Annotated in this window: 25 protein-coding genes and 1 pseudogene; 14 read left to right on the top strand and 12 right to left on the bottom strand. The window is 72.7% G+C overall.

All coding sequences use genetic code 11. The features are described 5' to 3' along the window. Positions 1-105: 105 nt before the first annotated feature. Complete coding sequence (locus tag ACEPPI_RS15485; RefSeq protein ID WP_373915797.1) at positions 106-576, top strand: hypothetical protein; 471 nt, start codon at positions 106-108, stop codon at positions 574-576. Between the two features lie 25 nt (positions 577-601). On the opposite strand, the pseudogene ACEPPI_RS15490 reads toward ACEPPI_RS15485, so the two are convergent. From ACEPPI_RS15490 to ACEPPI_RS15515, 6 genes and pseudogenes are all read right to left on the bottom strand, one after another. After that, positions 602-1,018, bottom strand: a pseudogene (locus tag ACEPPI_RS15490) (transposase); the annotation flags it as partial. 98 nt (positions 1,019-1,116) lie between these two features. After that, positions 1,117-2,052, bottom strand: a complete 936-nt coding sequence (locus tag ACEPPI_RS15495) for a tyrosine-protein phosphatase (RefSeq protein WP_373915798.1) — start codon at positions 2,050-2,052, stop codon at positions 1,117-1,119. Between the two features lie 30 nt (positions 2,053-2,082). Next, a complete protein-coding gene (locus ACEPPI_RS15500; protein ID WP_373915829.1) occupies positions 2,083-3,141 on the bottom strand; it encodes an NAD(P)H-dependent flavin oxidoreductase in 1,059 nt (352 codons plus the stop codon). 37 nt (positions 3,142-3,178) lie between these two features. Next, the gene (locus ACEPPI_RS15505) at positions 3,179-3,919 is read right to left on the bottom strand and encodes a CoA-transferase subunit beta (RefSeq protein WP_373915799.1); all 741 of its coding nucleotides are present in this window, start codon (positions 3,917-3,919) and stop codon (positions 3,179-3,181) included. Further along, complete coding sequence (locus ACEPPI_RS15510; protein ID WP_373915800.1) at positions 3,916-4,767, bottom strand: CoA transferase subunit A; 852 nt, start codon at positions 4,765-4,767, stop codon at positions 3,916-3,918. The genes ACEPPI_RS15505 and ACEPPI_RS15510 overlap by 4 nt, the downstream gene beginning before the upstream one ends. Further along, positions 4,764-5,531 carry an enoyl-CoA hydratase family protein gene (locus tag ACEPPI_RS15515; RefSeq protein ID WP_373915801.1) on the bottom strand — a complete coding sequence of 256 codons (768 nt, stop codon included), beginning with the start codon at positions 5,529-5,531 and terminating at the stop codon, positions 4,764-4,766. Before ACEPPI_RS15515 ends, ACEPPI_RS15510 begins: the two co-directional genes overlap by 4 nt. A 56-nt stretch (positions 5,532-5,587) precedes the next feature. Between ACEPPI_RS15515 and ACEPPI_RS15520 the strand changes: the two genes are divergently transcribed. Beyond that, entirely contained in the window at positions 5,588-6,352 is a 765-nt protein-coding gene (locus ACEPPI_RS15520) for an SDR family oxidoreductase (RefSeq protein WP_373915802.1), read from the top strand. Between the two features lie 28 nt (positions 6,353-6,380). Beyond that, positions 6,381-7,319, top strand: coding sequence for an SDR family oxidoreductase (locus ACEPPI_RS15525; RefSeq protein ID WP_373915830.1), 939 nt, complete (start codon positions 6,381-6,383; stop codon positions 7,317-7,319). A 54-nt stretch (positions 7,320-7,373) separates the two neighbouring features. On the opposite strand, the gene ACEPPI_RS15530 is transcribed toward ACEPPI_RS15525, so the two are convergent. Next, entirely contained in the window at positions 7,374-8,282 is a 909-nt protein-coding gene (locus tag ACEPPI_RS15530) for a S41 family peptidase (RefSeq protein ID WP_373915803.1), read from the bottom strand. Between the two features lie 64 nt (positions 8,283-8,346). Next, positions 8,347-9,549 carry a hypothetical protein gene (locus ACEPPI_RS15535; protein ID WP_373915804.1) on the bottom strand — a complete coding sequence of 401 codons (1,203 nt, stop codon included), beginning with the start codon at positions 9,547-9,549 and terminating at the stop codon, positions 8,347-8,349. A gap of 141 nt (positions 9,550-9,690) precedes the next feature. Between ACEPPI_RS15535 and ACEPPI_RS15540 the strand changes: the two genes are divergently transcribed. Continuing rightward, the gene (locus ACEPPI_RS15540) at positions 9,691-9,900 is read left to right on the top strand and encodes a hypothetical protein (RefSeq protein ID WP_373915805.1); all 210 of its coding nucleotides are present in this window, start codon (positions 9,691-9,693) and stop codon (positions 9,898-9,900) included. 65 nt (positions 9,901-9,965) lie between these two features. On the opposite strand, the gene ACEPPI_RS15545 is transcribed toward ACEPPI_RS15540, so the two are convergent. Beyond that, positions 9,966-10,514, bottom strand: coding sequence for a DUF1062 domain-containing protein (locus ACEPPI_RS15545; RefSeq protein ID WP_373915806.1), 549 nt, complete (start codon positions 10,512-10,514; stop codon positions 9,966-9,968). Positions 10,515-10,916: 402 nt separating this feature from the next. Between ACEPPI_RS15545 and ACEPPI_RS15550 the strand changes: the two genes are divergently transcribed. From ACEPPI_RS15550 to ACEPPI_RS15565, 4 genes are all read left to right on the top strand, one after another. Beyond that, positions 10,917-11,567: a DUF4360 domain-containing protein gene (locus tag ACEPPI_RS15550; protein ID WP_373915807.1), complete on the top strand. Its 651-nt coding sequence runs from the start codon at positions 10,917-10,919 to the stop codon at positions 11,565-11,567. A 35-nt stretch (positions 11,568-11,602) separates the two neighbouring features. Then, positions 11,603-12,265: a DUF4360 domain-containing protein gene (locus ACEPPI_RS15555; protein WP_373915808.1), complete on the top strand. Its 663-nt coding sequence runs from the start codon at positions 11,603-11,605 to the stop codon at positions 12,263-12,265. Positions 12,266-12,407: 142 nt separating this feature from the next. Further along, complete coding sequence (locus ACEPPI_RS15560; RefSeq protein ID WP_373915809.1) at positions 12,408-13,250, top strand: helix-turn-helix domain-containing protein; 843 nt, start codon at positions 12,408-12,410, stop codon at positions 13,248-13,250. Next, positions 13,216-13,470 carry a DUF397 domain-containing protein gene (locus ACEPPI_RS15565; protein ID WP_373915810.1) on the top strand — a complete coding sequence of 85 codons (255 nt, stop codon included), beginning with the start codon at positions 13,216-13,218 and terminating at the stop codon, positions 13,468-13,470. The genes ACEPPI_RS15560 and ACEPPI_RS15565 overlap by 35 nt, the downstream gene beginning before the upstream one ends. Positions 13,471-13,513: 43 nt before the next feature. Here the strand turns inward: ACEPPI_RS15565 and ACEPPI_RS15570 are convergent, their stop codons facing one another. Next, positions 13,514-13,927, bottom strand: coding sequence for a spore-associated protein A (locus ACEPPI_RS15570; RefSeq protein ID WP_373915811.1), 414 nt, complete (start codon positions 13,925-13,927; stop codon positions 13,514-13,516). Next, positions 13,924-14,364, bottom strand: a complete 441-nt coding sequence (locus ACEPPI_RS15575) for a hypothetical protein (RefSeq protein WP_373915812.1) — start codon at positions 14,362-14,364, stop codon at positions 13,924-13,926. The genes ACEPPI_RS15570 and ACEPPI_RS15575 overlap by 4 nt, the downstream gene beginning before the upstream one ends. 253 nt (positions 14,365-14,617) lie before the next feature. Here ACEPPI_RS15575 and ACEPPI_RS15580 point away from each other — a divergent pair, with 253 nt between their 5' ends. The 6 genes from ACEPPI_RS15580 to ACEPPI_RS15605 are packed head-to-tail and all read left to right on the top strand — an operon-like array spanning position 14,618 to position 19,860. Continuing rightward, on the top strand, positions 14,618-15,400 hold the full coding sequence (locus ACEPPI_RS15580) for a 2-keto-4-pentenoate hydratase (RefSeq protein ID WP_373915813.1): 783 nt from the start codon (positions 14,618-14,620) through the stop codon (positions 15,398-15,400). Positions 15,401-15,413: 13 nt separating this feature from the next. Further along, a complete protein-coding gene (locus ACEPPI_RS15585) occupies positions 15,414-16,310 on the top strand; it encodes an acetaldehyde dehydrogenase (acetylating) (protein ID WP_373915814.1) in 897 nt (298 codons plus the stop codon). Continuing rightward, on the top strand, positions 16,307-17,341 hold the full coding sequence (gene dmpG / locus ACEPPI_RS15590) for a 4-hydroxy-2-oxovalerate aldolase (RefSeq protein ID WP_373915815.1): 1,035 nt from the start codon (positions 16,307-16,309) through the stop codon (positions 17,339-17,341). The genes ACEPPI_RS15585 and dmpG overlap by 4 nt, the downstream gene beginning before the upstream one ends. A gap of 56 nt (positions 17,342-17,397) precedes the next feature. Beyond that, the gene (locus ACEPPI_RS15595; protein ID WP_373915816.1) at positions 17,398-18,549 is read left to right on the top strand and encodes a Rieske 2Fe-2S domain-containing protein; all 1,152 of its coding nucleotides are present in this window, start codon (positions 17,398-17,400) and stop codon (positions 18,547-18,549) included. Further along, positions 18,546-18,776 carry a hypothetical protein gene (locus ACEPPI_RS15600; protein ID WP_373915817.1) on the top strand — a complete coding sequence of 77 codons (231 nt, stop codon included), beginning with the start codon at positions 18,546-18,548 and terminating at the stop codon, positions 18,774-18,776. Before ACEPPI_RS15595 ends, ACEPPI_RS15600 begins: the two co-directional genes overlap by 4 nt. After that, positions 18,769-19,860, top strand: coding sequence for a 2Fe-2S iron-sulfur cluster-binding protein (locus ACEPPI_RS15605; protein ID WP_373915818.1), 1,092 nt, complete (start codon positions 18,769-18,771; stop codon positions 19,858-19,860). Before ACEPPI_RS15600 ends, ACEPPI_RS15605 begins: the two co-directional genes overlap by 8 nt. Positions 19,861-19,949: 89 nt before the next feature. Here ACEPPI_RS15605 and ACEPPI_RS15610 read toward each other — a convergent pair whose 3' ends face one another. Further along, positions 19,950-20,822: an IclR family transcriptional regulator gene (locus tag ACEPPI_RS15610; RefSeq protein ID WP_373915819.1), complete on the bottom strand. Its 873-nt coding sequence runs from the start codon at positions 20,820-20,822 to the stop codon at positions 19,950-19,952. Between the last annotated feature and the right edge of the window lie 153 nt (positions 20,823-20,975).

The following is a 20,975-nucleotide window of genomic DNA, read 5'->3' on the forward strand; positions in this document are numbered from 1 at the left end:
ACCGCCCGGCTCCTTCGCGTCGTCCGTGCCGTACCGGCGACGGGCGCGCTGGCTGCTGTGGCGTGAGCTCTGCAGCAACCGTCACGCCTGGGAGGTGCCCCTGCCATGGGGTTGGATTTCGCCCGCGACCCAAACAACCGAGCCGCGAAAGCCGCACTCGGGCGGACGCAGGAACTGCTGGACTCCATCCGCCTCGGCAGCCATGACCCTGAACGGCTCGCCTACATGACCCACGTCCGGCTCGCCACGGACGCCACCGAAGTGCACCGCGACCTCGCCGACCCCGCAGGGGCCTTCGCCTGGAGCAAGCTCGCCCAGCCCATGCCAGCGGACCGCTTCACACGCGCCACCGGCATCCGCATGGCCGTACTCGCCAACAGCCACCTCCAGGCCCGCGACCTCGAACCAGGCCTCGCCGCTGCGAACATCTCCCTGACCATCCTCAGCAACGTCCACTCCAGCCGAGCCCACAGCTACCTCCACGACGTCACCCGCGCCCTCGCCCCCTGGAAGAACCACCCTGAGGTGGCCGACCTCATCCAGCGCACCCGCACCGAACTACCCGCCGTGGCCTGACCTGGCTCGGCACGGGACTCCGTTGTTACTCCCGAACCCGCCCTGATCGCCACCGTGAACACATGGAAGGCGGCGGGCGCGAGCTAGGCGCGAGCTTGACGTATCGAGTCGCCACCGCCCGGTGCTGCTTGAGCCGGCTGATCCCGCACTCGACCGCGTGGCGGGCCTTGTAGTCCTCCCGGTCGAAGGCCGGCGGCCGGCCCCCTGCACGACCGCGGCGCTTGCGGTTGCGGACCTGGTCAGCCGGCTCGGCGATGGTGCAGCCGATCCCGCGTCTGCGCAGGTAGGCACGGTTGGCGCGCGAAGAGTACGCCTTGTCACCACGCACCCGTAGTGGTTTGTGCCTGGGATGGCCACCACCCGGCTTGGGTACCCGGATCGCTTCGAGGACCGGCTCGAATTGCGGGCTGTCACCCCGCTGAGCAGCTGTGACCAGCAACGACTGCAGCACCGACCACTGTTCATCAGAGAGGTCCCTCGCCCCACGCCATGATCATCACGGCGCGGGGCGTGGACCGGAACCCCGATCCAAAACACGGCCTAGCGGACCATCTTGGCCTGGAGCTTCGCCAGCGTCCGCAGGTCCAGGCCCAGGCCGTCCGTCAGGTAGCCGTAGAAGCCGCCGTAGTCGGCCGCCAGCTGCGCGGTCGCCGCGTCCAGGTAGTCCTGGCGGACCTCCTGGAGAGGGATCAGCAGGTCGGGGTTCTGCATCCGGCCCGACTGCTTGAGGCCCGCCCGGACCTGGGCGTCGTAGGCCCCCCGGAAGGTGTTCGAGGCCAGGTAGTCGCTCCCGGCCGTCGCCTCCGGCACGCCCAGCGCGCGCAGCAGCACGTAGCTCATCCAGCCGGTGCGGTCCTTGCCGGACGTGCAGTGGTACAGCAGCGGGCCCTGGCCGGAGTCCGCGATCTCCCGGAGCGTCGCCGCGAACTGTGCCCGGTTCTCGGGGCTGCTCACGAAGGTGCGGTAGATGTCCCGCATGTAGGCCTCGGCCCGGCCGCCGCCCAGGATCTGCTCCTGCCGGACGGGATCGCCGGTGGCGATCGCGCCGACCAGGGTGGCGTACAGGCCCAGGTCGCTGACCGGGCGGGAGGTGGCGGACAGCCCGGGCGGCAGCCGGTCGGCGCCGTCGTACTGGACCTCCATGGGGATGCGGAAGTCGACGGCCTTCGTGAGGCCCAGACCCGCGACGGTGGTGATGTCCGCCGGGGTCAGCTTGCCCAGTGCGTCGGAGCGGTAGACCAGCCCCTGGCGGACCTGGCCGCCGGTGTACGTGCGGTAGCCGCCGACGTCACGGACGTTGACGGCGCCCTGGAGGGGGATCTGACGGATCGCCGTTGCCTGCTGCCGGAGGGGGTGGAGGGCCGCGGCCCCCGCTCCGGGTGCCGCGACGGCGGGTACCGCGGCGGGAAGGGCGACGACGGCGGCGAGTGCGACGGCGGCCGCCGTGGACGCCAGACGGATTCGGGCACGGCTCATGGGGACGACTCCCGTGGAGGAGAAGGGGGATCACCCTGCCGGTGGCAGGGCGCGGAGCGTGTGCAGTACCGCGTGCGCCTCGGCCATGACGCGGCCGACGAGCTCCGCACACGACGGCAGATCCTCGATCACCCCCGCGACCTGGCCGGATGCCATGACACCGAGGTCCGTACGGCCCTCGACCATGGACGCCTTCAGGAGCATGGGGGTGTTGGCGGCGAGCAGGACCTGGCTCCAGGACAGGTCCTTGCCGTGTTTCATGGCCAGGCCGTCGCGCACCATCCGCGACCAGGACAGGCCCGACAGCTTCCGGAACCCCGCCGCGTGCCGCACGGCCCGCGCCAGCGCCCTCGTGCGCCCGGCCCGTTCCAGCGCGTCGACCAGCTCCGTGCGCAGCATCCGGTGCGGGAGCCCGTCCACGGCGGTGGTGACGGTGACGTCCTTGACCGTCGCCTTCAGGTACTCCGCCTTGACGGCGTCCGGGACGGTCGAGTCGGAGGTCAGCAGGAACCGGGTGCCCATGGCGACGCCCGCCGCCCCGTACGCCAGGGCCGCCACCAGGCCGCGGCCGTCGTGGAAGCCGCCCGCCGCGACCACCGGGACGTCCACCGCGTCGACCACCTGCGGCAGCAGCACCGTCGTGGCCACGTCCCCGGTGTGCCCGCCGCCCTCCCCGCCCTGCACGATCACCGCGTCCGCGCCCCAGGCCGCGACCTTCTCGGCGTGCCGGCGCGCCCCGATGGAGGGGATCACCACCAAGCCCGCGTCCTTGAGCCGGGAGATCAGCTCCTTCGACGGGGCCAGCGCGAAGGAGGCCACCCGCACGCCCTCGTCGATGATCAGCTGCGCGCGCTCGGCGGCGTCCCCGGCGTCCGCGCGCAGGTTGACCCCGAAGGGGGCGTCCGTACGGGACTTGACCTCGTGGACGGCCGCCCGCAGCTGCTCCAGGGTCATCGTCGCCGACGCCAGGATGCCCAGGGCCCCCGCGTTCGCCGCCCCCGACACCAGCCGCGGCCCGGCCACCCACCCCATGCCGGTCTGGACGATCGGGTGGCGGACCCCGACCAGCTTGGTGAACGCCGTCTCCAGGGCGGGCACTTCGACCCCGCCGGTCCCTTCCCCCATGTCAGACCCGCACTTCCCGGTCGCGCAGGCCCTTGGGGTCGATGACCTCGCGGATCAGCCGCAGCTCCCGCTCCGTCGGTTCCCGGGTGTACGGGACCCCGTCGGCGACCGCCAGCTCGAAGCCGGTCGCCTCCCTGACCGCGTCGAGGGTGACCCCCGGGTGGAGGGAGACCAGGCGCATCGTGTGGCCGGGGCCGGTGAAGTCGAAGACGCCGAGGTCGCTGACCACCCGGGGCAGGCGGTGGAAGCGGGTGACCCCGGCGGCCTCGGCGCGGTCGTAGCCGACGCCGCTGACCATGTCGACGCGCTCGACGAAGACCCGCGGGGAGTGCCGCGGCACCCAGTAGCTCACCGGGTTGTTCAGGGTGTTCACCGGAGCCCCGCGCACCCCCAGCAGCTGGCGGGAGGGCCGCTCCCAGCCGCCGATGCAGGAGATGTTCTGGTTCCCGTACCGGTCGATCTGGCTGGCGCCCATCATCACGTGCCGCCGCCCGCCGGTGACCATCGTCAGGTGCCTGCGGTACGGGAGCCAGCCCTCGGGCGTGCCGTCCAGAGCGACCAGCATCGCCTCGCCGTCGGTGAGCAGCAGGTCGGGGGAGAAGGTGCGCTTGGCGAGCCGGGCCCCGAAGGAGGGGACCAGGCCCATCGGGCTGGCGAGCACCTCGCCGTTGTCGCGCCAGGCCTCGGCGCAGGCCACCACGCAGTACTCCGAACGGCTGACCGGGGTGATCGGGCTGGTCACTGCTGCTCCTCGTGCCAGGTGCGGACGGCGGTCTGGTAGTCGTGCTCGCCCGGACCGGACAGGAAGCGGGCGGCGAACTCGGACCAGGGGGTGGTGGCGTAGAGCTTCTGGAAGGCCTCGTCGCGGTCGTAGTCGGGGACGCAGGAGGTGAAGTGCGCGCCGTTCGGGGTCTCCACGACCCCGGTGACCGAGTGCCGGCTGACCAGGAGGGACTGCGGGGGGCCGGACTTGGTGAGCTCGGCGCTCTCCACGATCTGTTCGCAGGAGACGTACGCGGTGTCGGCGGCCTCGCAGAACAGGTCGTCGAAGTAGGGGTCCGGGCCCAGGTACTGGGCGTTGCCGAGGCGGTCGGCGCGGTTGAGGTGGACCAGGGCCGCGTCCATGCGCAGGGCGGGGACGGCGACGAACTCCTCGCCGTCGGCGTAGGGGGAGGTGACGGTGCGCAGCTCCGGGTTGACCCGCATCACGTCGGAGCCGAGGCCGGCCCGGACGGGCAGGAAGGGGAGCCGGTTCGCGGCGGCGTGCAGGCCCCACATGAACATGGCCTCGTCGTACTCGGTGAGGGCGAACGCGCCGCTCTCGCGGGCGGCCCGGAAGTGCGGCTCCAGCGGGATCGAGTCCAGGGTGGCGAAGGGGGCGACGAGCCTGCGGACACGGCCCGCGGCGGCGAGGAGGCCGACATCGGGGCCGCCGTACGAGATCACGGTCAGATCGGTGATCTCGGACCGGAGCAGCGCTCTGACCAGGGCCATCGGCTTGCGCCGCGAGCCCCAGCCGCCGATGCCCAGGGTCATGCCGCTGCGCAGCCTGCCGACCACCTCGTCGGGGGTCATGGTCTTGTCGGTCACGGGGTGCTCCCGTCCTTTCCGGAGGCGTCTTTCCCGAAGGTGTCGCGGACCCGGTCGGCGACCCCGCTGAGGTTGGCCTCGAAGGTGAAGCCCTGCTCGAAGCGGTAGCTGCGCCGGACGTCGACGGGGTCGATGCCGTTGATGGCGGCCTTGGCCAGCCGGATCAGGTAGCCGTCCTTCCGTGCGATCTCGGCGGCCAGTTCCAGGGCGGCGGCCCGCAGCTCCGCGGGCGGGACCACCCTCCAGACCGAGCCGTGCGCGTGCAGTTCTGCGGCGGTGGCGGTGCGCGAGGTGTAGTAGAGGGCGCGCATCAGGTGCTGCGGGACGAGCCGGGCGAGGTGGGTGGCCGCGCCGAGGGCGCCGCGGTCGAGCTCCGGCAGTCCGAAGACGGCGTCCTCGGAGGCGACGATCGCGTCGGCGTTGCCGACCAGCCCGATGCCGCCGCCGAGGCAGAAGCCGTTCACGGCCGCGACGACCGGCACCTCGCACTCGTAGACGGCGGCGAAGGCCTCGTAGCAGCCGCGGTTGGCGCCGATGAGGGCGCCGTGCCCGGTGTCGCGCTGCACCTCCTTGATGTCGACGCCCGCGTTGAAGCCGCGGCCCTCGGCGGCCAGAACCACGCAGCGGACCTCGGGGTCGCGGCCCGCGGCGCGCAGGGCGTCGGCGAGGTCGTACCAGCCCTTTACGGGGAGGGCGTTGACGGGCGGGAAGTCGACTGTGACGAGTGATATGCCCTTGCCGGGGCTGGAGGTGGAGACACTCATGAGCGGATCAGCTACCTTTCCACCAAACATTTGTTAGGTGAGGAAGGTAGCAGCCGATGGAGCTCAAGGGGAGGGTCATCGTCGTCACCGGCGGAACCCGGGGCGTCGGCGCCGGGATCGCGCGGGCGTTCCTCGCGGCGGGCGCGGAGGTGGCGGTCTGCGCCCGCAGACCGCCGGAGGAAGCGGTCGCGGCGGGCGGGCGGGAAGCCGTCTTCACCCCCGTCGACCTGCGCGACCCCGGCGCCGTGACGGAGTTCTTCGCCTCCGTCGCCGACCGCTTCGGGCGGCTCGACTGCCTGGTGAACAACGCGGGCGGCACCCCGTACCGGCTCCTCGGCGAGGGCGGGGCCGAGCGGCACGCCCGCGTCCTGGAGCTCAACCTCATCGCCCCGCTGACCGCCTCGCTCGCCGCCCACCCCTGGCTGCGGGCCTCCCGCGGCTCGGTCCTGATGATCGGCAGCGTCAGCGGCACCCGCCCCTCGCCGGGCACCGCCGCCTACGGCGCGGCCAAGGCGGGGCTGGAGAACCTGGCCCGCTCCATGGCCGTCGAGTGGGCGCCCGAGGTACGGGTCAACTCCCTGGTCCTGGGCATGGTGCGCACCGAGCTCGCCCACCTGCACTACGGGGACGAGGCGGGCATCGCGGCGGTCGGCGCGACCGTCCCCCTGGGCCGGCTCGCCGAGCCCTCGGACGTGGGGGAGGCGGCGGTGTTCCTCGCCTCCGACCGGGCGGGATACGTCAGCGGGGCGAGCCTGCTGGTGCACGGGGGCGGGGAGCGCCCGGCGTTTCTGGATGCGGCAACTGTCAACAAGGAGAACTGAGATGGCGCGTACGACGGGTACGGCGGGGATGGCGGATGCTGCGGGTACGGCGGGGGTGGCGGGCATGGCCGACGGACGGGTGGTCGTCGTGACGGGCGCGGGCCGCGGCCTGGGCCGGGCGCACGCCCTGGCCTTCGCCGCGCAGGGCGCCCGGGTCGTCGTCAACGACCTCGGGGTGGGCCTTGACGGGCAGCCCGGCCCCGACAGCCCGGCGGCCCTGGTGGCCGAGGAGATCAGGGCGGCGGGCGGGGAGGCCGTGCCGCACGGCGGGGACATCGCCACCGTCGCGGGCGCGGCCTCCCTGGTGGAGTGCGCGGTCTCCTCCTTCGGCCGCCTGGACACCCTGGTCAACAACGCCGGGTTCCTGCGCGACCGGATGCTCGTCAACCTCGACGAGGACGACTGGGACGCCGTGATGCGGGTCCACCTCAAGGGCCACTTCCTGCCGCTGAAGCACGCCGCCGCCTGGTGGCGCGCCGAGGCGAAGGCGGGCCGCCGGGTCTCCGCCCGGGTGGTCAACACCTCCTCGGGCGCCGGCCTGCTGGGCTCGGTGGGCCAGGGCAACTACAGCGCCGCCAAGGCCGGGATCCTCGGCCTGACCCTGGTCGCCGCCGCCGAGATGGGCCGCTACGGGGTCCAGGTCAACGCCATCGCCCCGGCGGCCCGCACCCGCATGACGGAGCAGACCTTCGCCGAGACCATGGCGGCACCGGCCGAAGGCGCCTTCGACGCCATGGCCCCGGAGAACGTCTCCCCGCTGGTGGTCTGGCTCGGCTCGGACGCCTCGGCCGGGGTCACGGGTCGCGTCTTCGAGGCGGAGGGCGGCCGCATCACGGTCATGGAGGGCTGGCGCCCCGGCCCCACCGCCGACCGTGCCACCCGCTGGACCCCGGCCGAGGCGGGCGAAGCCACCCTGAAACTCCTCGCGGCGTCGCAGCCCCCGGGAACGGTGTACGGGGCGCAGTAGCCGGCACGGCGGCCGGGCCGCGCCCCCGCGCGGCCCGGGCCACCGGGCCCCGGGTCAGCGGGGCCCGGCGTCCGCCTCCGCCCGCCGCAGCGCGGCCTTGAGCGCCACGTCGAGGGCCTGCTCCGCCGGGACCTCGACGTCGGGAACCACCCCGACGCCCTCCCAGTTGGTACCGGTGACCGTACTGATCGCACGGCTCGTAGGCACGGTCACCAGGACGTGCTCGGCCACCGGGTGGCGCTCCGTCGGATGGGCGCCGCCCCGGGTCGTCCCGCCGACGACGGTGGCCCGTCCGTGCGCCTGAAGGGTGTACGCCACGTCCTCGCCCCCGGAGAACGTGGCCGCGCTCGTGAGCACGTACACCGGGCGGCCCGCGTAGCGCGGCGCGGGCAGGTGCGCGGTCGTCCAGAACTGGCGGGTCGAGTCGGTGCGCCGGTCGTAGATGTCGTTCAGGTGCACCTGGTCGTCCGGGAAGAAGTAGCTGCACCACATCGCCGCCCCCTCCGCCGACCCGCCGCTGCACGCCCTCAGGTCCAGGACGAGCGCGGAGCTGTGCGCGACCAGCTGCATGGCCGCTCCGATCATGCCCGCGCCCTCGGCGGCGGTCGTGATGCGCCGCAGGTCGATGAGCCCGACGTTCCCCTCCAGGTGCTCGACGCGGCTGATCCCGTGGTTCTCCGTCCGGAGCAGCGCGAGGAAGGCGGCCTGCCCGCCGTCGTCGTCCGCCGGCTCCAGCGACTGCGGAACGTCCGTCCACAGCAGCCGCAGATGCCTGTCCGGACACGCCTCCTGGAGGTGCGCCGTCACCGTCTCGCACAGCACCGGGCCGTCCAGCCCCTCGTACGCACCCGCCGCGAGCCGGCCCCGGATCGCGTCCACGATGAGCGCGGCCTTCTCCGGGAAGACGTAGCCCGCGCTGATCCGGTCCAGGGCCAGTTCGATCATTCGTTCGTTAGTAGACATGGTGGGTCATGCTAGGGGTCAACCGGCCCTGGAGCGGCGGGATTTCCGGCGCGGGCCGACCGGCTCAGGTACGGAACCAGCGGCGCTTGGGGCCGGCCGGGTCCGGGTCCGGGTCCGTCCTCGGGGCCGGGGTCGTCGTCTGGGGCAGGTCGCTCGGGTGGAACTCCTCCGAGGCGGCGATCTCGTCCAGATCCTCCTTGCGCTGGCGCAGGCCCGCGATCAGGTGCTGCCTGTGGTCGCCGCGGCCGGTTTCCGCGAGGAGCCGGGTCAGGAGGATCAGTTCCCGGGCCGGAGCCCACCGGCCCGCCGCCAGGAGCACTTGACTCGCCCACGGGGTGAGCGTCGGCGGCACATCGCTCTTGGGGTCCCGGGCGATGGGCCAGGTGAGTTCGAGGAGGTCCTTCGCCTTGCGCTGCATGCTGATGGCGTGGCTCAACCGGTTCGGTTCGAGGGGGCGGCTGATCTTCGCGAACGCGGCGTACAGCTCCGGGAGGGCCGTGACCGGCAGATCCCTGGCCGCGAGGCTGAGCAGCCGGTCGGCCTGTTCGTCCTCGCCCTCGTCGCGGAACGCGGCGACCGCGCGCGCGATCGCCGCGGGGTCGTCCGTCCAGGGGATCCCTCCGGTTCGCTGCCACACCTCGATCTCGGCGGTGGTCTCCCTCAGGGCCCGCCCGGCCCGCTCGGCGTCGGCCCGCTGGAGGCGGAGCAGGGCCTCGTGCTGGCCCACCAGATCCTCCAGCTCCTCGATCCGGCGCGAGACGTCCTCCAGTTCCTCCTCCAGGTCCCGCACCTGCTGGTGGGTTCCGGACGGCTGGTCGAAGACCTCGGAGAGGCTTCCTTCGAGCGCCTCCCGACGCTCCCGCTCGTGGGTGATCTCCTCGCGAAGCGAGGCCAGCTCCTGCGCCGTCCGGACGCGTTCCTCCTCCAGCGCGATCCGCAGGGCCTGCTCCTTGTACTCCCGCGCGATCAGCGGCCCCTTGGTCTGGGCGGCCGCGTACAGCAGGTTCCACCCCTCCCGGACCCGCTCGGGATCCACGGCCCCGCGTTCGGCCAGCAGCCGGTGCAGGGCCGGCAGCAAGGGCGGCTGCGGCAGGCTCGCACCGCTCAGGAAGCGGGAGAGCCGGCTCGCGTCCACCCGGGCCTCGGGCGCGTTCTCCTTGAGCCACTGCACGATTTCCGTGGAGGACATCCCCAGGTCCTCGCGCAGATCGCGCAGGTGCTGCGCGAACGCCGCCTCCTCGGGATTGAGCCCCTTCAGGGAACCCAACCTCTGCAACGACCGCGGCGCCCCACTCGGGCTCGAAGGCTGCTCTGACATGCACTTTCCCCTCTTGCGAGGCGCGCAACTTGCGCACCGTCGCGCAACACGGGCTTGCGGCGTCGCCAACACGACGCCAGGAACGTTCTCTTGTCCCAACGGCCCGCCAACGGGCCCGAGGACAAGGAGAACCACCTCATGCCGCGCACCCTAGCCACTGCGGACGCCCAGCCGCGCCCGTTCCTGGAGATCCGGATCCGGGGACTCCATCTGACCGTCGAGCACGTCCCGTACCGCCTGCTCACCCTCGTCACCACCTTCGGCGGAGCGGTCGCCGGGGCCGTCTGGTACCCGCGCTAGCACCCGGCCGGGCGCGGGGCCCGACCGGCGGATCTCGCCGGCCGGGCCCCGCGTCCAGGGAGGACTCAGCGCTTGAGCGTGAAGGTGAAGTCGCCGGAGAGCCTGCTGCCCAGCCGGACCGCCGAGACGAGCCTGCCCTCCTCGGCCAGCCTCTCCGTCTCCGCCCGCGAAAGACCGCAGCCTTCGGCGATCAGCCGCAGCGGCCGGACGGGGATCCGAGCCGCGAAGCGGACGGACACGTCGATCACCTCGCGGTCCAGGTGGTCCGACCCGCCGGTGTCGAGGCGCCAGGCGCCGTCCCAGTCGAGGGCGATGCGATTGCGCCGCCGCAGGACCGGATCCTGGAGCAGCTCGGCCGCCAGACCGGGGTCGTTGTCGTGCAACCGGTCCAGCAGTTCGGGCCGGATCGAGCGTACGTTCGCCCGCTCCAGGACCGTGAGCTTCGCCGTCTCCCCGCATCCGGTGCAGAGCACGAGGAGCCAGACGTCGAGGAGCTTGTGGTGCGCGTTGACGCGGAACTTTCCGTTCGCCCGGAAGCGGTCGGACGCGCACGCGTGGCAGCGGCGCAGGACGAGCGGCAGGCATGTGGGCATGACGACCCAGTTGTTGAGCACAGGGGTACACCGATTTTCAGTGAGAAGACCGCAGCAGGAAGCAGCGCGGCGCAAATGGCGCGACGCGCGACGAATCAGCACTCGGGGGGTCTCACACGGTGTACAACGGGCCGTCCTTGCCTGGGCGATGTGGTCCGGCAGCACGGTACGGGCGCACGGCGGCTCCCTTCCACCGGTTTTCGGGCAGGCGCGGCGCCCGGCCCGGATCCGCCGGGCCGGGCGGTGGGGGAGCCGGGCTGATGGGGCGCGGTCGCGGGCAGTTGCGGACTTGCGGGTTCCGGCCAGGGGCCGCGCGCCCGGCCCGGCCCCCGGCCGCTTGTCCGGTACGCGCCCCTCCCGAACCCCTCCTGCTGTGATGGCATGTCCACGCCCAATCCCGCTCCTACGGACGGAGAAGCAGACATGCGCCTTCGCAGACTCACCTTCGGGGCCGCCGCCGTCGCCCTGGCGGCCGTCGCCGCTCCCGCCCCCGCCCAGGCCGACACCCCCACGGTGCCGCCCGGACACGTCACCGTGGAGGTGGCCGGAGCCAACGGCTCGGGCTGCCCCGCCGGGACCACCAGCGTCGCCGCGTCCCCCGACAACACCGCCTTCACCGTCACCTACAGCGACTACCTCGCCCAGACCGGAGCCGGCTCCGGCGGCACCGACTTCCGCAAGAACTGCCAGCTCGCCCTGCGGGTCCACGTCCCCCAGGGCTACACGTACGCCATCGCCCGCGCCGACTACCGCGGCTTCGCCAGCCTCCAGCGCGGGGCCTTCGGCCAGGAGCGCGCCGGCTACTACTTCCAGGGCGCCTCGCAGACCGCCCGCACCACCCACCAGTTCAACGGCCCCTACGGGGACAACTGGCAGGCCAGCGACCAAACCGGCTACACCGACCTGGTCTGGGCCCCCTGCGGCGAGACCCGCAACCTCAACGTCAACACCGAGCTGCGCGTGTACGCCGGCTCGTCGAGCCCCCAGGCCCTGAGCTTCATGAGCATGGACTCCACGGACGGGAGCGTGAACACCGTCTACCACTTCGAGTGGAAGGAATGTCCCGCCGCCTGACAGCGCGTTGCGCGTAAGCAGAAGGAGTGACAACGATGTCGCATTCCCGCTCCCGCACCCTGTTCGTCGGCGGCGCGGCCGCCGCCCTGATCGTCACCGGGGCCCCGGCCCAGGCCCAGGCGTCCATCACCGTCCCGCCCGACAAGATCGTGATCGAACTCGCCACCGTCAACGGCTCCGGCTGCCGCGAGGGCACCGCCCAGGTCGCCGTCGCCCCCGACAACACGGCCTTCACCGTCACCTACAGCGAGTACACGGCCCAGATCGGGCCCGGCGCCCCGCCGACGGCCTTCCGCAAGAACTGCCAGCTCAACCTGCGCGTCCACGTGCCGAACGGCTTCACCTACGCCATCGTCCAGGCCGACTACCGCGGCTTCGGCTACCTCCAGCCCGGCGCGACCGGCGTGGAGCGGGCCAGCTACTACTTCCAGGGCATGCCGCAGACGGCCCAGCGGACCCACACGTTCAGCGGCCCGTTCAACGACAACTGGCAGTCGACGGACAAGACGGAGTACGCGGACCTCGTCTGGGCCCCGTGCGGAGAGAAGCGGAACTTCAACATCAACACCGAGCTCCGGGTCAACCCGGGCACCTCCAGCCCCAACGCCACCAGCTTCATGGCGATGGACTCCACCGACGCCAGCGTGAACACCCTGTACCACCTCGCCTGGGCGACCTGCCCCACGCCGAAGGCGTAGCCCCCGCGGCGGAGGGGACGGGACCGACGTGCGACGGGCCCCGCTCCCTCCGCTGTGCGGATTGCCCGATTCCGGGTACCGGTACGCGGTCGCGTGGTTACGCTCGGCTACAGACCGGACCGAACTTGGGGGTGACCGCCTCGTGGTCAACATCCGCGACCTCGACCCCAGCGCCTCGCCGCTGGACTACTACGGCTCCGAACTGAGGCGCCTGCGCGAGGAGGCGAAGCTGAAGCAGGAGGACCTGGGCGGCATCGTCTTCTGTACGGGGTCCCTGATCGGGCAGATCGAGACGGCGAGGAAGGTCCCGACGAGGGACTTCTCGGAGCGGATTGATGCTGCGCTCGGGACGGGTGGCGTCTTCTCCCGGTTGGTGGGTCTGGTTCTGAGGAGTCAGCTCCCGACCTGGTTCCAGGCGTACGCGGAGATGGAAGCGAAGGCGGAGTACATTTCCACGTACCAGTGTCAGCTGGTCTACGGGCTGTTGCAGACCCCCGGCTACGCGCGGGCGGTGCTCAGCATCGATCACCCGGACACGCTGGACACCGTGGTGGCGGCGCGGATGGACCGGCAGCGCATACTGAAGCGCGGCAATCCGCCTGTGCTGTGGGTGGTGCTGGACGAGGCGGTCCTCCACCGCGAGATCGGCGGACCGGAGGTCATGCGGGAGCAACTGGCCTACCTGCTGGAGCTGCGGGACCGGCGGTGGATCAACGTCCAGGTGCTTCCCTTTGCTGCTGGCCAGCACGCCGGGATGATGGGTTCGTTCAACCTTCTGCGGTTCGATGACGACCCGGACCTGCACTACAGCGAGAGCTACGACTCGGGCCATATGACGGCCAATCCGCAAGTGATCAGGGAACGTTCGGTCGGATACGCTCGCCTCCAGGCCGAGGCGCTGCCGCCCGGAAGTTCGGCGGAGCTGATCGCACGGGTAATGGAGGAACGCTATGGAGACCGACCTGGACCTGACGAGCTGGCGTAAGTCGTCGTACAGCGGCTCCAGCGGTGGCGACTGCGTCGAGTGCGCCCCTCTCGGCCGTGCCACCTGGGTCAAGGCCAGCCGCAGCGGTAACACCGGCGGCGAGTGCGTAGAGGTCTCCCCCCAGCCCTGCCGCGTAGCCGTGCGGGACTCGAAGAACCCCGGCGGCCCCGTGTTCACCGTCGGGCGGGACGCCTTCGCCGCCTTCGTCGGGGCCCTGTAGTGCGTGGGGTGGGCGGGGGCGACCCCGCCCACCCCACGGTTGCTCAACTGCAGTGGCCGGGGCCCCGCGTGACGTCCTCGTTGCCGATTGAGCCGCCGAAGGCGATACAGGTCTTGCGGCCGTCGATGTACACCGGGCCCGCGTACGAGGTGTAGGAGCCGTTGTCGATACCGCCGCCCCCGGTGGCCAGGCGGGTCACCCACGCCTCCATATAGACGGCCGGGCCGGCGCTGTTGCGGACCGTCACCACGCAGTTCTTGCCGGTCGAGGGGTTCCACGTGAGGTGGACCGTGCCCACCGAGCCGATGTTCGCGGACTCGACGAGCGCGTACCCGGCGCCGCACTTGCCGTTGTACCCGGCCGCGTGGGCCGTTCCCGTGGCCGCGAGGGTCGCGGCGGCGGTCAGGGCGAGCGCCCCCACCGCCGAGGCGACGCGGCGCCGTCGGACCCCGCTCATCGTGCGACCGCGTTCAGGTTGTCGCAGTGGCCCCAGCCGGAGTTCGCGGACACCGAGCGGACCTGCCCGTTGAACTGCACGCAGGTGCCACGGGCGTCCAGGTAGACGGGACCGGCGTGGTACTTGTAGTCGCCGACGTCGGAGACGACCGTGTTGTCGCTCGCGCGGGTCAGGCCGACGAACATCAGCTGGGCGGTCCCGCTGCCGCTCTTCGGGACGGTGTAGGCGCAGTTCCGGCCCGTCGCCGCGCTGTAGTACAGGTAGGTGGAGCCGGTCGCGTAGTCCAGGGTGTCGACCTTGGTCCCCTCGCAGACCGGGGCTGCCGCCTGGGCGGGGGCGGCGACGGCCGTACCGGCCAGGGCGAGGCCGGCGGCGGCCAGAGCCACCGCCCCCCGCCGCACCACTGTGTGCCGTAACACGCCTATCCGGGAAACCATGTTCGTGCTCCTTGTCCGGGAGTCGATGGAATCGTGGTGATTCCCTCACGGCCCGCCGCAGTCCGCAAGGCACCGTCGCCGCCGCCGGAGGGAAATGACCGAGACGGTGCGGCGGCGGGGCGGATTCCGGTGCGTACCCCCGCGGTCCCCGCCCCCACCGCTTTCCCGCTCAGCGGGACAACGGCCTCCCGCCCCCGCCCGGCCCCCGCCTACCGTCTGCGGCACCACACACCACCGCAGCCGGGAGGCCCCCATGCTCGACGACCGGCTCCGGCGCGAGGCCGCCGCACTGCTGCGCGCGGCGGAGCGCGAGCGGGTCCCCGTACGGCCGCTGACCGAGCTGTTCGCGGGGATCGACGCCGAGGACGCGTACGGGATCCAGCTGATCAACATCGAACGGTCCCTGGCCGACGGCGCCCGCGTCACCGGCCACAAGGTCGGACTGTCGTCCCCGGTCATGCAGGCCATGATGGGCGTCGACGAGCCCGACTACGGGCACCTCCTCGACACCATGGAGCTGCGCCCGGACACCCCCGTCCCGGCCGCCGCCTACTGCGCGCCCCGCATCGAGGTCGAGGTCGGCTTCGTGCTCGGCGACGACCTGCCGGGGGAGGGATGCACCGGGGCCGACGTGCTCGCCGCCACGGAGCGCGTCGTCCCCGCCCTGGAACTGATCGACAGCCGCATCGCGGACTGGCGGATCACCATCGCGGACACCATCGCCGACAACGCCTCCTCGGCCGGCTACGTCATCGGCGAGGGCCGCGACCCCCGCGAGCTCGACCTGAGGGCCGTCGAGGCCCGCCTCACCACCGGTTCCGAGGTCCTCGCCACCGGCCGCTCCGACGCCGTCCTGGGCGATCCCACCACGGCCGTCGCCTGGCTGGCCCGTACCGTCGCCCGCTTCGGCGTACCGCTGCGCAAGGGGCACCTGATCCTGCCCGGGTCCTGCACCCGCGCCGTCGACGTGACCGCCGGGCGGACCTACACCGCCGACTTCACCGGGCTCGGCCCGGTCTCCCTCTCCTTCTGCTGAGGTGTACCCGCACGTGACGAAGAAAGCCACCGCAGCCATCGTCGGCTCCGGCAACATCGGCACCGACCTGCTCTACAAACTGCTGCGCTCCCCGTACGTCGAACCCCGCTGGATGGTCGGCGTCGACCCGGACAGCGAGGGCCTCGCCCGCGCCCGCCGGGCCGGACTCGACGTCACCCACGAGGGCGTCGACCGGCTCCTGGAGCGCGCCGAACTCCCCGACCTGGTCTTCGAGGCCACCTCGGCGTACGTGCACCGGGCCAACGCCCCGCGCTACGCCGCACTCGGCATCAAGGCCGTCGACCTGACCCCCGCCGCCGTCGGCCCGGCCGTCGTCCCGCCCGCGAACCTGACCGCCCACCTCGACGCGGCCAACGTCAACATGATCACCTGCGGCGGCCAGGCCACCATCCCCGTCGTCCACGCCGTCTCCCGCGTGGTCCCGGTGGCCTACGCGGAGATCGTCGCCTCGGTGGCCTCCGTGTCGGCCGGGCCCGGCACCCGCGCCAACATCGACGAGTTCACCCGTACCACCTCCCGGGGCATCGAGGAGATCGGCGGCGCCGCCCGCGGCAAGGCGATCATCATCCTCAACCCGGCCGAGCCGCCCGTCGTCATGCGCGACACCGTCTTCTGCGCCATCCCCGAGGACGCCGACCGCGAGGCCGTGAGCGCCTCCGTCAAGCAGGTCGCCGAGGACGTCGCCGCGTACGTGCCCGGCTACCGGCTGCGCGCCGAGCCGCAGTTCGACGACCCCTCGCCCGCGACCGGCGGACACGCGCGGGTGGCGGTCTTCCTGGAGGTGGAGGGCGCGGGCGACTACCTGCCGCCCTACGCCGGGAACCTCGACATCATGACCGCCGCCGCCACCAAGGTCGGCGAGGAGTTCGCGAAGGGCCTCCACCTGTGAAGACGTACTCCGACACCCTGGACGTCCGGATCACCGACTCCTCCCTGCGCGACGGCTCGCACGCCAAGGGCCACCGCTTCACCGCCCAGGACGTACGGTCGGTCGTCGCCGCCCTCGACGCGGCCGGCGTCCCCGTCATCGAGGTCACCCACGGAGACGGACTCGGCGGATCCTCCTTCAACTACGGCTTCTCCGCGACCCCGGAGCAGGAACTCATCAAGGCCGCCGCCGAGACGGCTCGCCACGCGAAGATCGCCTTCCTGATGCTGCCGGGCCTGGGCGTCAAGGACGACATCCGCGCCGCCCACGCGGGCGGCGGGACGATCTGCCGGATCGCCACGCACTGCACCGAGGCCGACATCTCCGTCCAGCACTTCGGCCTGGCCCGCGAGATGGGCCTGGAGACCGTCGGTTTCCTGATGATGGCCCACTCCACCGGCCCCGAGACCCTCGCCCGCCAGGCCCGGATCATGGCCGACGCCGGCTGCCAGTGCGTCTACGTCGTCGACTCCGCCGGGGCCATGGTGATGGACCAGGTCACCGACCGGGTCGCCGCCCTGGTCGCCGAGCTGGGTGACGACGCGCAGGTCGGCTTCCACGGCCACGAGAACCTCGGCCTCGGCGTCGGGAACTCGGTCGCCGCCGTACGCGCCGGAGCCCTCCAGATCGACGGCTCCACCCGTCGGCTCGGCGCCGGAGCGGGCAACACGCCCGTCGAGGCGTTCGCCGCCGTCTGCCAGAAGATGGGCATCCGCACCGGCATCGACGTCCTCGCCGTCATCGACGCCGCCGAGGACGTGGTCCGGCCCGTCATGGACGAGGAGTGCCGACTCGACCGCATGGCCCTGCTCATGGGCCACGCAGGCGTCTACTCCAGCTTCCTCAGGCACGCCTACCGCCAGGCCGACCGCTACGGGGTCTCCGGAGCCCGGATCCTGCTGCGCGCGGGCGAACGCCGGCTGGTCGGCGGCCAGGAGGACCAGCTCATCGACATCGCGCTCGAACTCGCCGCCGAACACCGCACCGCGTAGGCCCCGTACGCGCTTCCCGCACCCCGCACCACCCCCAGAGAAGAGGAGGGCCACCCATGACCCCAACGACCTCGGCGCAGGACGGCCCCCGCGTCATCGAGGCGGCCGCCGTCCCGGCCCGCTTCGCCCGCGGCTGGCACTGCCTCGGGCTCGCCCGCGCCTTCAAGGACGGCAACCCCCACGAGGTGGAGGCCTTCGGCACCCGGCTGGTCGTCTTCCAGGGCGCCGACGACCCCGCCCTGCGCGTCCTGAACGCCCACTGCCCCCACATGGGCGGCAACCTCGCCCACGGCACCGTCAAGGGCGACACCGTCGCCTGCCCCTTCCACGACTGGCGCTGGTCCGGCGACGGCCGCTGCGCCTCCGTCCCCTACGCCCGCCGCGTCCCGCTGCGCGCCCGCACCCGCGCCTGGACCACCCTGGAACGCAACGGCCAGCTCTACGTCTGGCACGACCCCGAGGGCAACCCGCCGCCCCCCGGCGTCACCATCCCCGAGATCGAGGGCTCCGGCAGCGCCGAGTGGAGCGACTGGAGCTGGAACGCACTGCGCGTGGAGAACTCCCACTGCCGCGAGATCGTCGACAACGTCGTGGACATGGCGCACTTCTACTACGTGCACTACGCCTTCCCGCGCTACTTCAAGAACGTCTTCGACGGACACGTCGCCACCCAGTACATGGAGTCCACCCCGCGCCCGGACGTGGACCTCGGCACCCTCTCCACGGGCGGCGGACTGCGCTCCGACGCCTCCTACTTCGGCCCCTCGTACATGATCGACCGGCTGTGGAGCGACGTCGGCGGCGGCCTGGAGATGGAGTCCGTCCTGATCAACTGCCACTACCCGGTCGACGAGAACTCCTTCGTCCTCATGTACGGGGCGATCGTCAGGAAGCTTCCCGGCATGAGCGACGAGCAGGCCGCCGACGCCGCCCGGCTGACCGCCGAGGGCCTCGCCGTCGGCTTCGAGCAGGACGTCGAGATCTGGAAGAACAAGACCCGCATCGACAACCCCCTCCTCACCGAGGAGGACGGCCCCGTCTACCAGCTCCGCCGCTGGTACGAACAGTTCTACGTGGACGCCGCCGACGTCCGCGAGGAGATGGTGCGCCGCTTCGAGTTCGAGATCGACACCACCCGCGCCACCGCCGCCTGGGAGGCCGAGGTCGCCGGGAACCTGGCCCGCCGGGCCGCCGGGGCCGGCGGATGACGCCCGTCGAGTGCGGGGAGTGCGGCAACCGGGTGCTGTGCGAGAAGTTCAGCCCCGCCCACACCCAGGTCCAGTGGACGGCGGACGCCGCCGCCGTCTGCCCGCGCATCGGCGCCGGGGTGGCCGCGGGGGAGCCCAGCGCCCGCGTCCGCTCCTGCCCGGCGCTGCGCGCGGGCATCGAGGCGGCCGTCCGCGAGGGCCGCCTGGAGGTGCCCGCCGATGCCTGAACACCGATCCGCTACGGCGGCCCGCCCGGCGGCGCCCGGAGCCGCGGCCCCGGCTGCGGGCCGGGGAGGAGCCCCCGGCAGGCTGCTGGTCCGCGTCCGGGAACGGATCCAGGAGACCGCCGAGGCCGTCTCCCTCGTCCTGGACGCGGAACTCCCCTACGCCCCGGGGCAGTTCCTCACGGTTCGGATCCCCGGTGGCGCGGCCCGCTGCTACTCCCTGGCCAGCTCCCCGCACACCGGTGAGCCGATGCGCATCACCGTCAAGCGGGTCCCCGGCGGGCTCGGCTCCGGCTGGGTCTGCGACGCAGTGGCCCCGGGGGACGTCCTGGAGGTGCTGCCGCCGGCCGGGACGTTCACGCCCGGCCCCGGCGGGCTCGACCGGGACCTGCTGCTGGTGGCGGGCGGCAGCGGGATCACCCCCGTGCTCTCCCTCGCGAAGTCGGCGCTGGCGGCCGGGCGGGGCGCGGTCGCGCTGCTGTACGCCAACCGCGACCCCGACTCGGTGATCTTCCGGGAGGAGCTGCGGGAGCTGGCCGGGGAGCACCCCGGGCGGTTCACCGTCCTGCACTGGCTGGAGTCCCTCCAGGGGCTGCCGACCGCCGCCGGGCTCGGGGCCCCGCTCGCCCCGTACGCCGGGCGGGAGGCCTGGCTGTGCGGGCCCGGCCCGCTGATGGACGCCGCCGAGAGCGCCCTGCGCGCGGCGGGGGCCGAGGCCGGCCGGATCCACCGCGAGCGCTACTTCTCGCTCGGCGCCGACGTCTTCGCGCCCGCCGTCCCCTCCGGGGCGGAGGCCGGGCCCGAGCCGGAAGCGGACGCCGAGGCGGAGGTGGAGCTGGACGGGCGGACGTACCGGCTGCCCTGGCGGCGGGGGACCCCGCTGCTCGACGTGCTCCTCGCGGCGGGCGCCCCGGCCCCGTACTCCTGCCGCGAGGGCGCCTGCAGCGCCTGCTGCTGCCGGGTGCTGGACGGCGGGGTCACGATGGCGCGCAACGAGGTCCTGGACGACGCCGACCTGGCCGGCGGATACGTCTTGGCCTGCCAGGCAATGCCGCTCACCGACCGGGTGCGCATCGGCTACGCGTAGGGCCGGGAACGAGGAAGGCTCCGGGTCCGGCCCCCTGGCGGGGAGGTCGGGTCCGGAGCCCTTCTCGTGCGATGGGATATGACTACCCGCTACATCCACTCGCTGAACCGCAGCCAGCCCAACATGTTGTCCATCGCCCGCGCCGGCACCGCCGGTTCGAGGTCCCGCGGGGGCGCGGAGGGCGTCCGGGCGGCCCGCCCGGCCCCGTAGAGCTCCCGCCACACGGCCCGCGCGCACGCCGCCACCACGGGGGCCAGCCGGGCCAGTTCCCGTTCACCGCCCCGGCAGGTGGACACCGAGACGGCGGCGATCGCCCGCCCGGAGCCCCGCAGCGGTGCCGCCGCGCAGGACACGCCGCGGAAGCTCTCCTCCCGGTCGAAGGCGATCCCGCGCTCGCGGGTGGCGGCCAGCTCCGCGCGCAGGGCGTGCGGCCGGACCAGGGTCCGGGCGGTGCGCGGGCGCAGGCCCCGCGCGAGGACGTGCTCGACGCCGTCCGGGCTGCCGAAGGCGAGGAGCGCCTTGCCGGCGGCCGTGGAGTACGCGGGCATCCGGCCGCCGACCCGGGAGGGCACGGCGGTGGCCTCCGAGCCGCCGATCCGCTCCAGGCACACCACCTCCGCCCCGTCGAGCACCGACAGGTGCACCAGCTGCCCGGTCTGCTCGTGCAGGGCGTGCAGGAGCGGCAGGGCCGCCCGGCGCAGCCGGTTGTGGTGCGAGGCGAGCGCGCCCAGCTCCAGCATCCGCATGCCCATCCGGTAGTCCCGCCCCTCCCGGTCCAGCCAGCGCAGGCGCACCAGCTGGTCCAGGATCCGGTGGGCGGAGGAGCGCGGGATCCCGGAGCGGCGCACCACCTCGGTGAGCGAGAGCCGCGGCTCCGGGCCCTCGAAGGCGCCCAGCACGTGCGCGGCCTTCTCCAGCAGCGACAGCGGTGCGAGCTCGGTGTCCATGACCTGGTCCGACACGGGAATACCCCCTGCGTGAGGCGTTGGGGCGACCCTGCCACGCGGCTCCGGGCGCAGGGAAGGACCCGGACGCATGTATTTCATTCAGTAATACTTCTGATCGTCCGGTACGGGCTTCTGTGCGGGCTTCCCATTCAGTGGGAACGGCGCGTT

The organism is Streptomyces sp. AB3(2024) (assembly GCF_041862025.1).
GTDB lineage: Bacteria > Actinomycetota > Actinomycetes > Streptomycetales > Streptomycetaceae > Streptomyces.

Excerpts from the sequence above, each read along its gene's own strand:
- ACEPPI_RS15565 (WP_373915810.1), top strand. The coding sequence starts at position 13,216 with ATGGAGACCGACCTGGACCTGACGAGCTGGCGTAAGTCGTCGTACAGC.
- ACEPPI_RS15550 (WP_373915807.1), top strand. The coding sequence starts at position 10,917 with ATGCGCCTTCGCAGACTCACCTTCGGGGCCGCCGCCGTCGCCCTGGCG.
- ACEPPI_RS15485 (WP_373915797.1), top strand. The coding sequence starts at position 106 with ATGGGGTTGGATTTCGCCCGCGACCCAAACAACCGAGCCGCGAAAGCC.
- ACEPPI_RS15575 (WP_373915812.1), bottom strand. The coding sequence starts at position 14,364 with ATGGTTTCCCGGATAGGCGTGTTACGGCACACAGTGGTGCGGCGGGGG.
- ACEPPI_RS15555 (WP_373915808.1), top strand. The coding sequence starts at position 11,603 with ATGTCGCATTCCCGCTCCCGCACCCTGTTCGTCGGCGGCGCGGCCGCC.
- ACEPPI_RS15605 (WP_373915818.1), top strand. The coding sequence starts at position 18,769 with ATGCCTGAACACCGATCCGCTACGGCGGCCCGCCCGGCGGCGCCCGGA.
- ACEPPI_RS15530 (WP_373915803.1), bottom strand. The coding sequence starts at position 8,282 with ATGTCTACTAACGAACGAATGATCGAACTGGCCCTGGACCGGATCAGC.
- ACEPPI_RS15515 (WP_373915801.1), bottom strand. The coding sequence starts at position 5,531 with ATGAGTGTCTCCACCTCCAGCCCCGGCAAGGGCATATCACTCGTCACA.
- ACEPPI_RS15595 (WP_373915816.1), top strand. The coding sequence starts at position 17,398 with ATGACCCCAACGACCTCGGCGCAGGACGGCCCCCGCGTCATCGAGGCG.
- ACEPPI_RS15570 (WP_373915811.1), bottom strand. The coding sequence starts at position 13,927 with ATGAGCGGGGTCCGACGGCGCCGCGTCGCCTCGGCGGTGGGGGCGCTC.
- ACEPPI_RS15580 (WP_373915813.1), top strand. The coding sequence starts at position 14,618 with ATGCTCGACGACCGGCTCCGGCGCGAGGCCGCCGCACTGCTGCGCGCG.
- ACEPPI_RS15520 (WP_373915802.1), top strand. The coding sequence starts at position 5,588 with ATGGAGCTCAAGGGGAGGGTCATCGTCGTCACCGGCGGAACCCGGGGC.
- ACEPPI_RS15525 (WP_373915830.1), top strand. The coding sequence starts at position 6,381 with ATGGCGGATGCTGCGGGTACGGCGGGGGTGGCGGGCATGGCCGACGGA.
- ACEPPI_RS15495 (WP_373915798.1), bottom strand. The coding sequence starts at position 2,052 with ATGAGCCGTGCCCGAATCCGTCTGGCGTCCACGGCGGCCGCCGTCGCA.
- ACEPPI_RS15600 (WP_373915817.1), top strand. The coding sequence starts at position 18,546 with ATGACGCCCGTCGAGTGCGGGGAGTGCGGCAACCGGGTGCTGTGCGAG.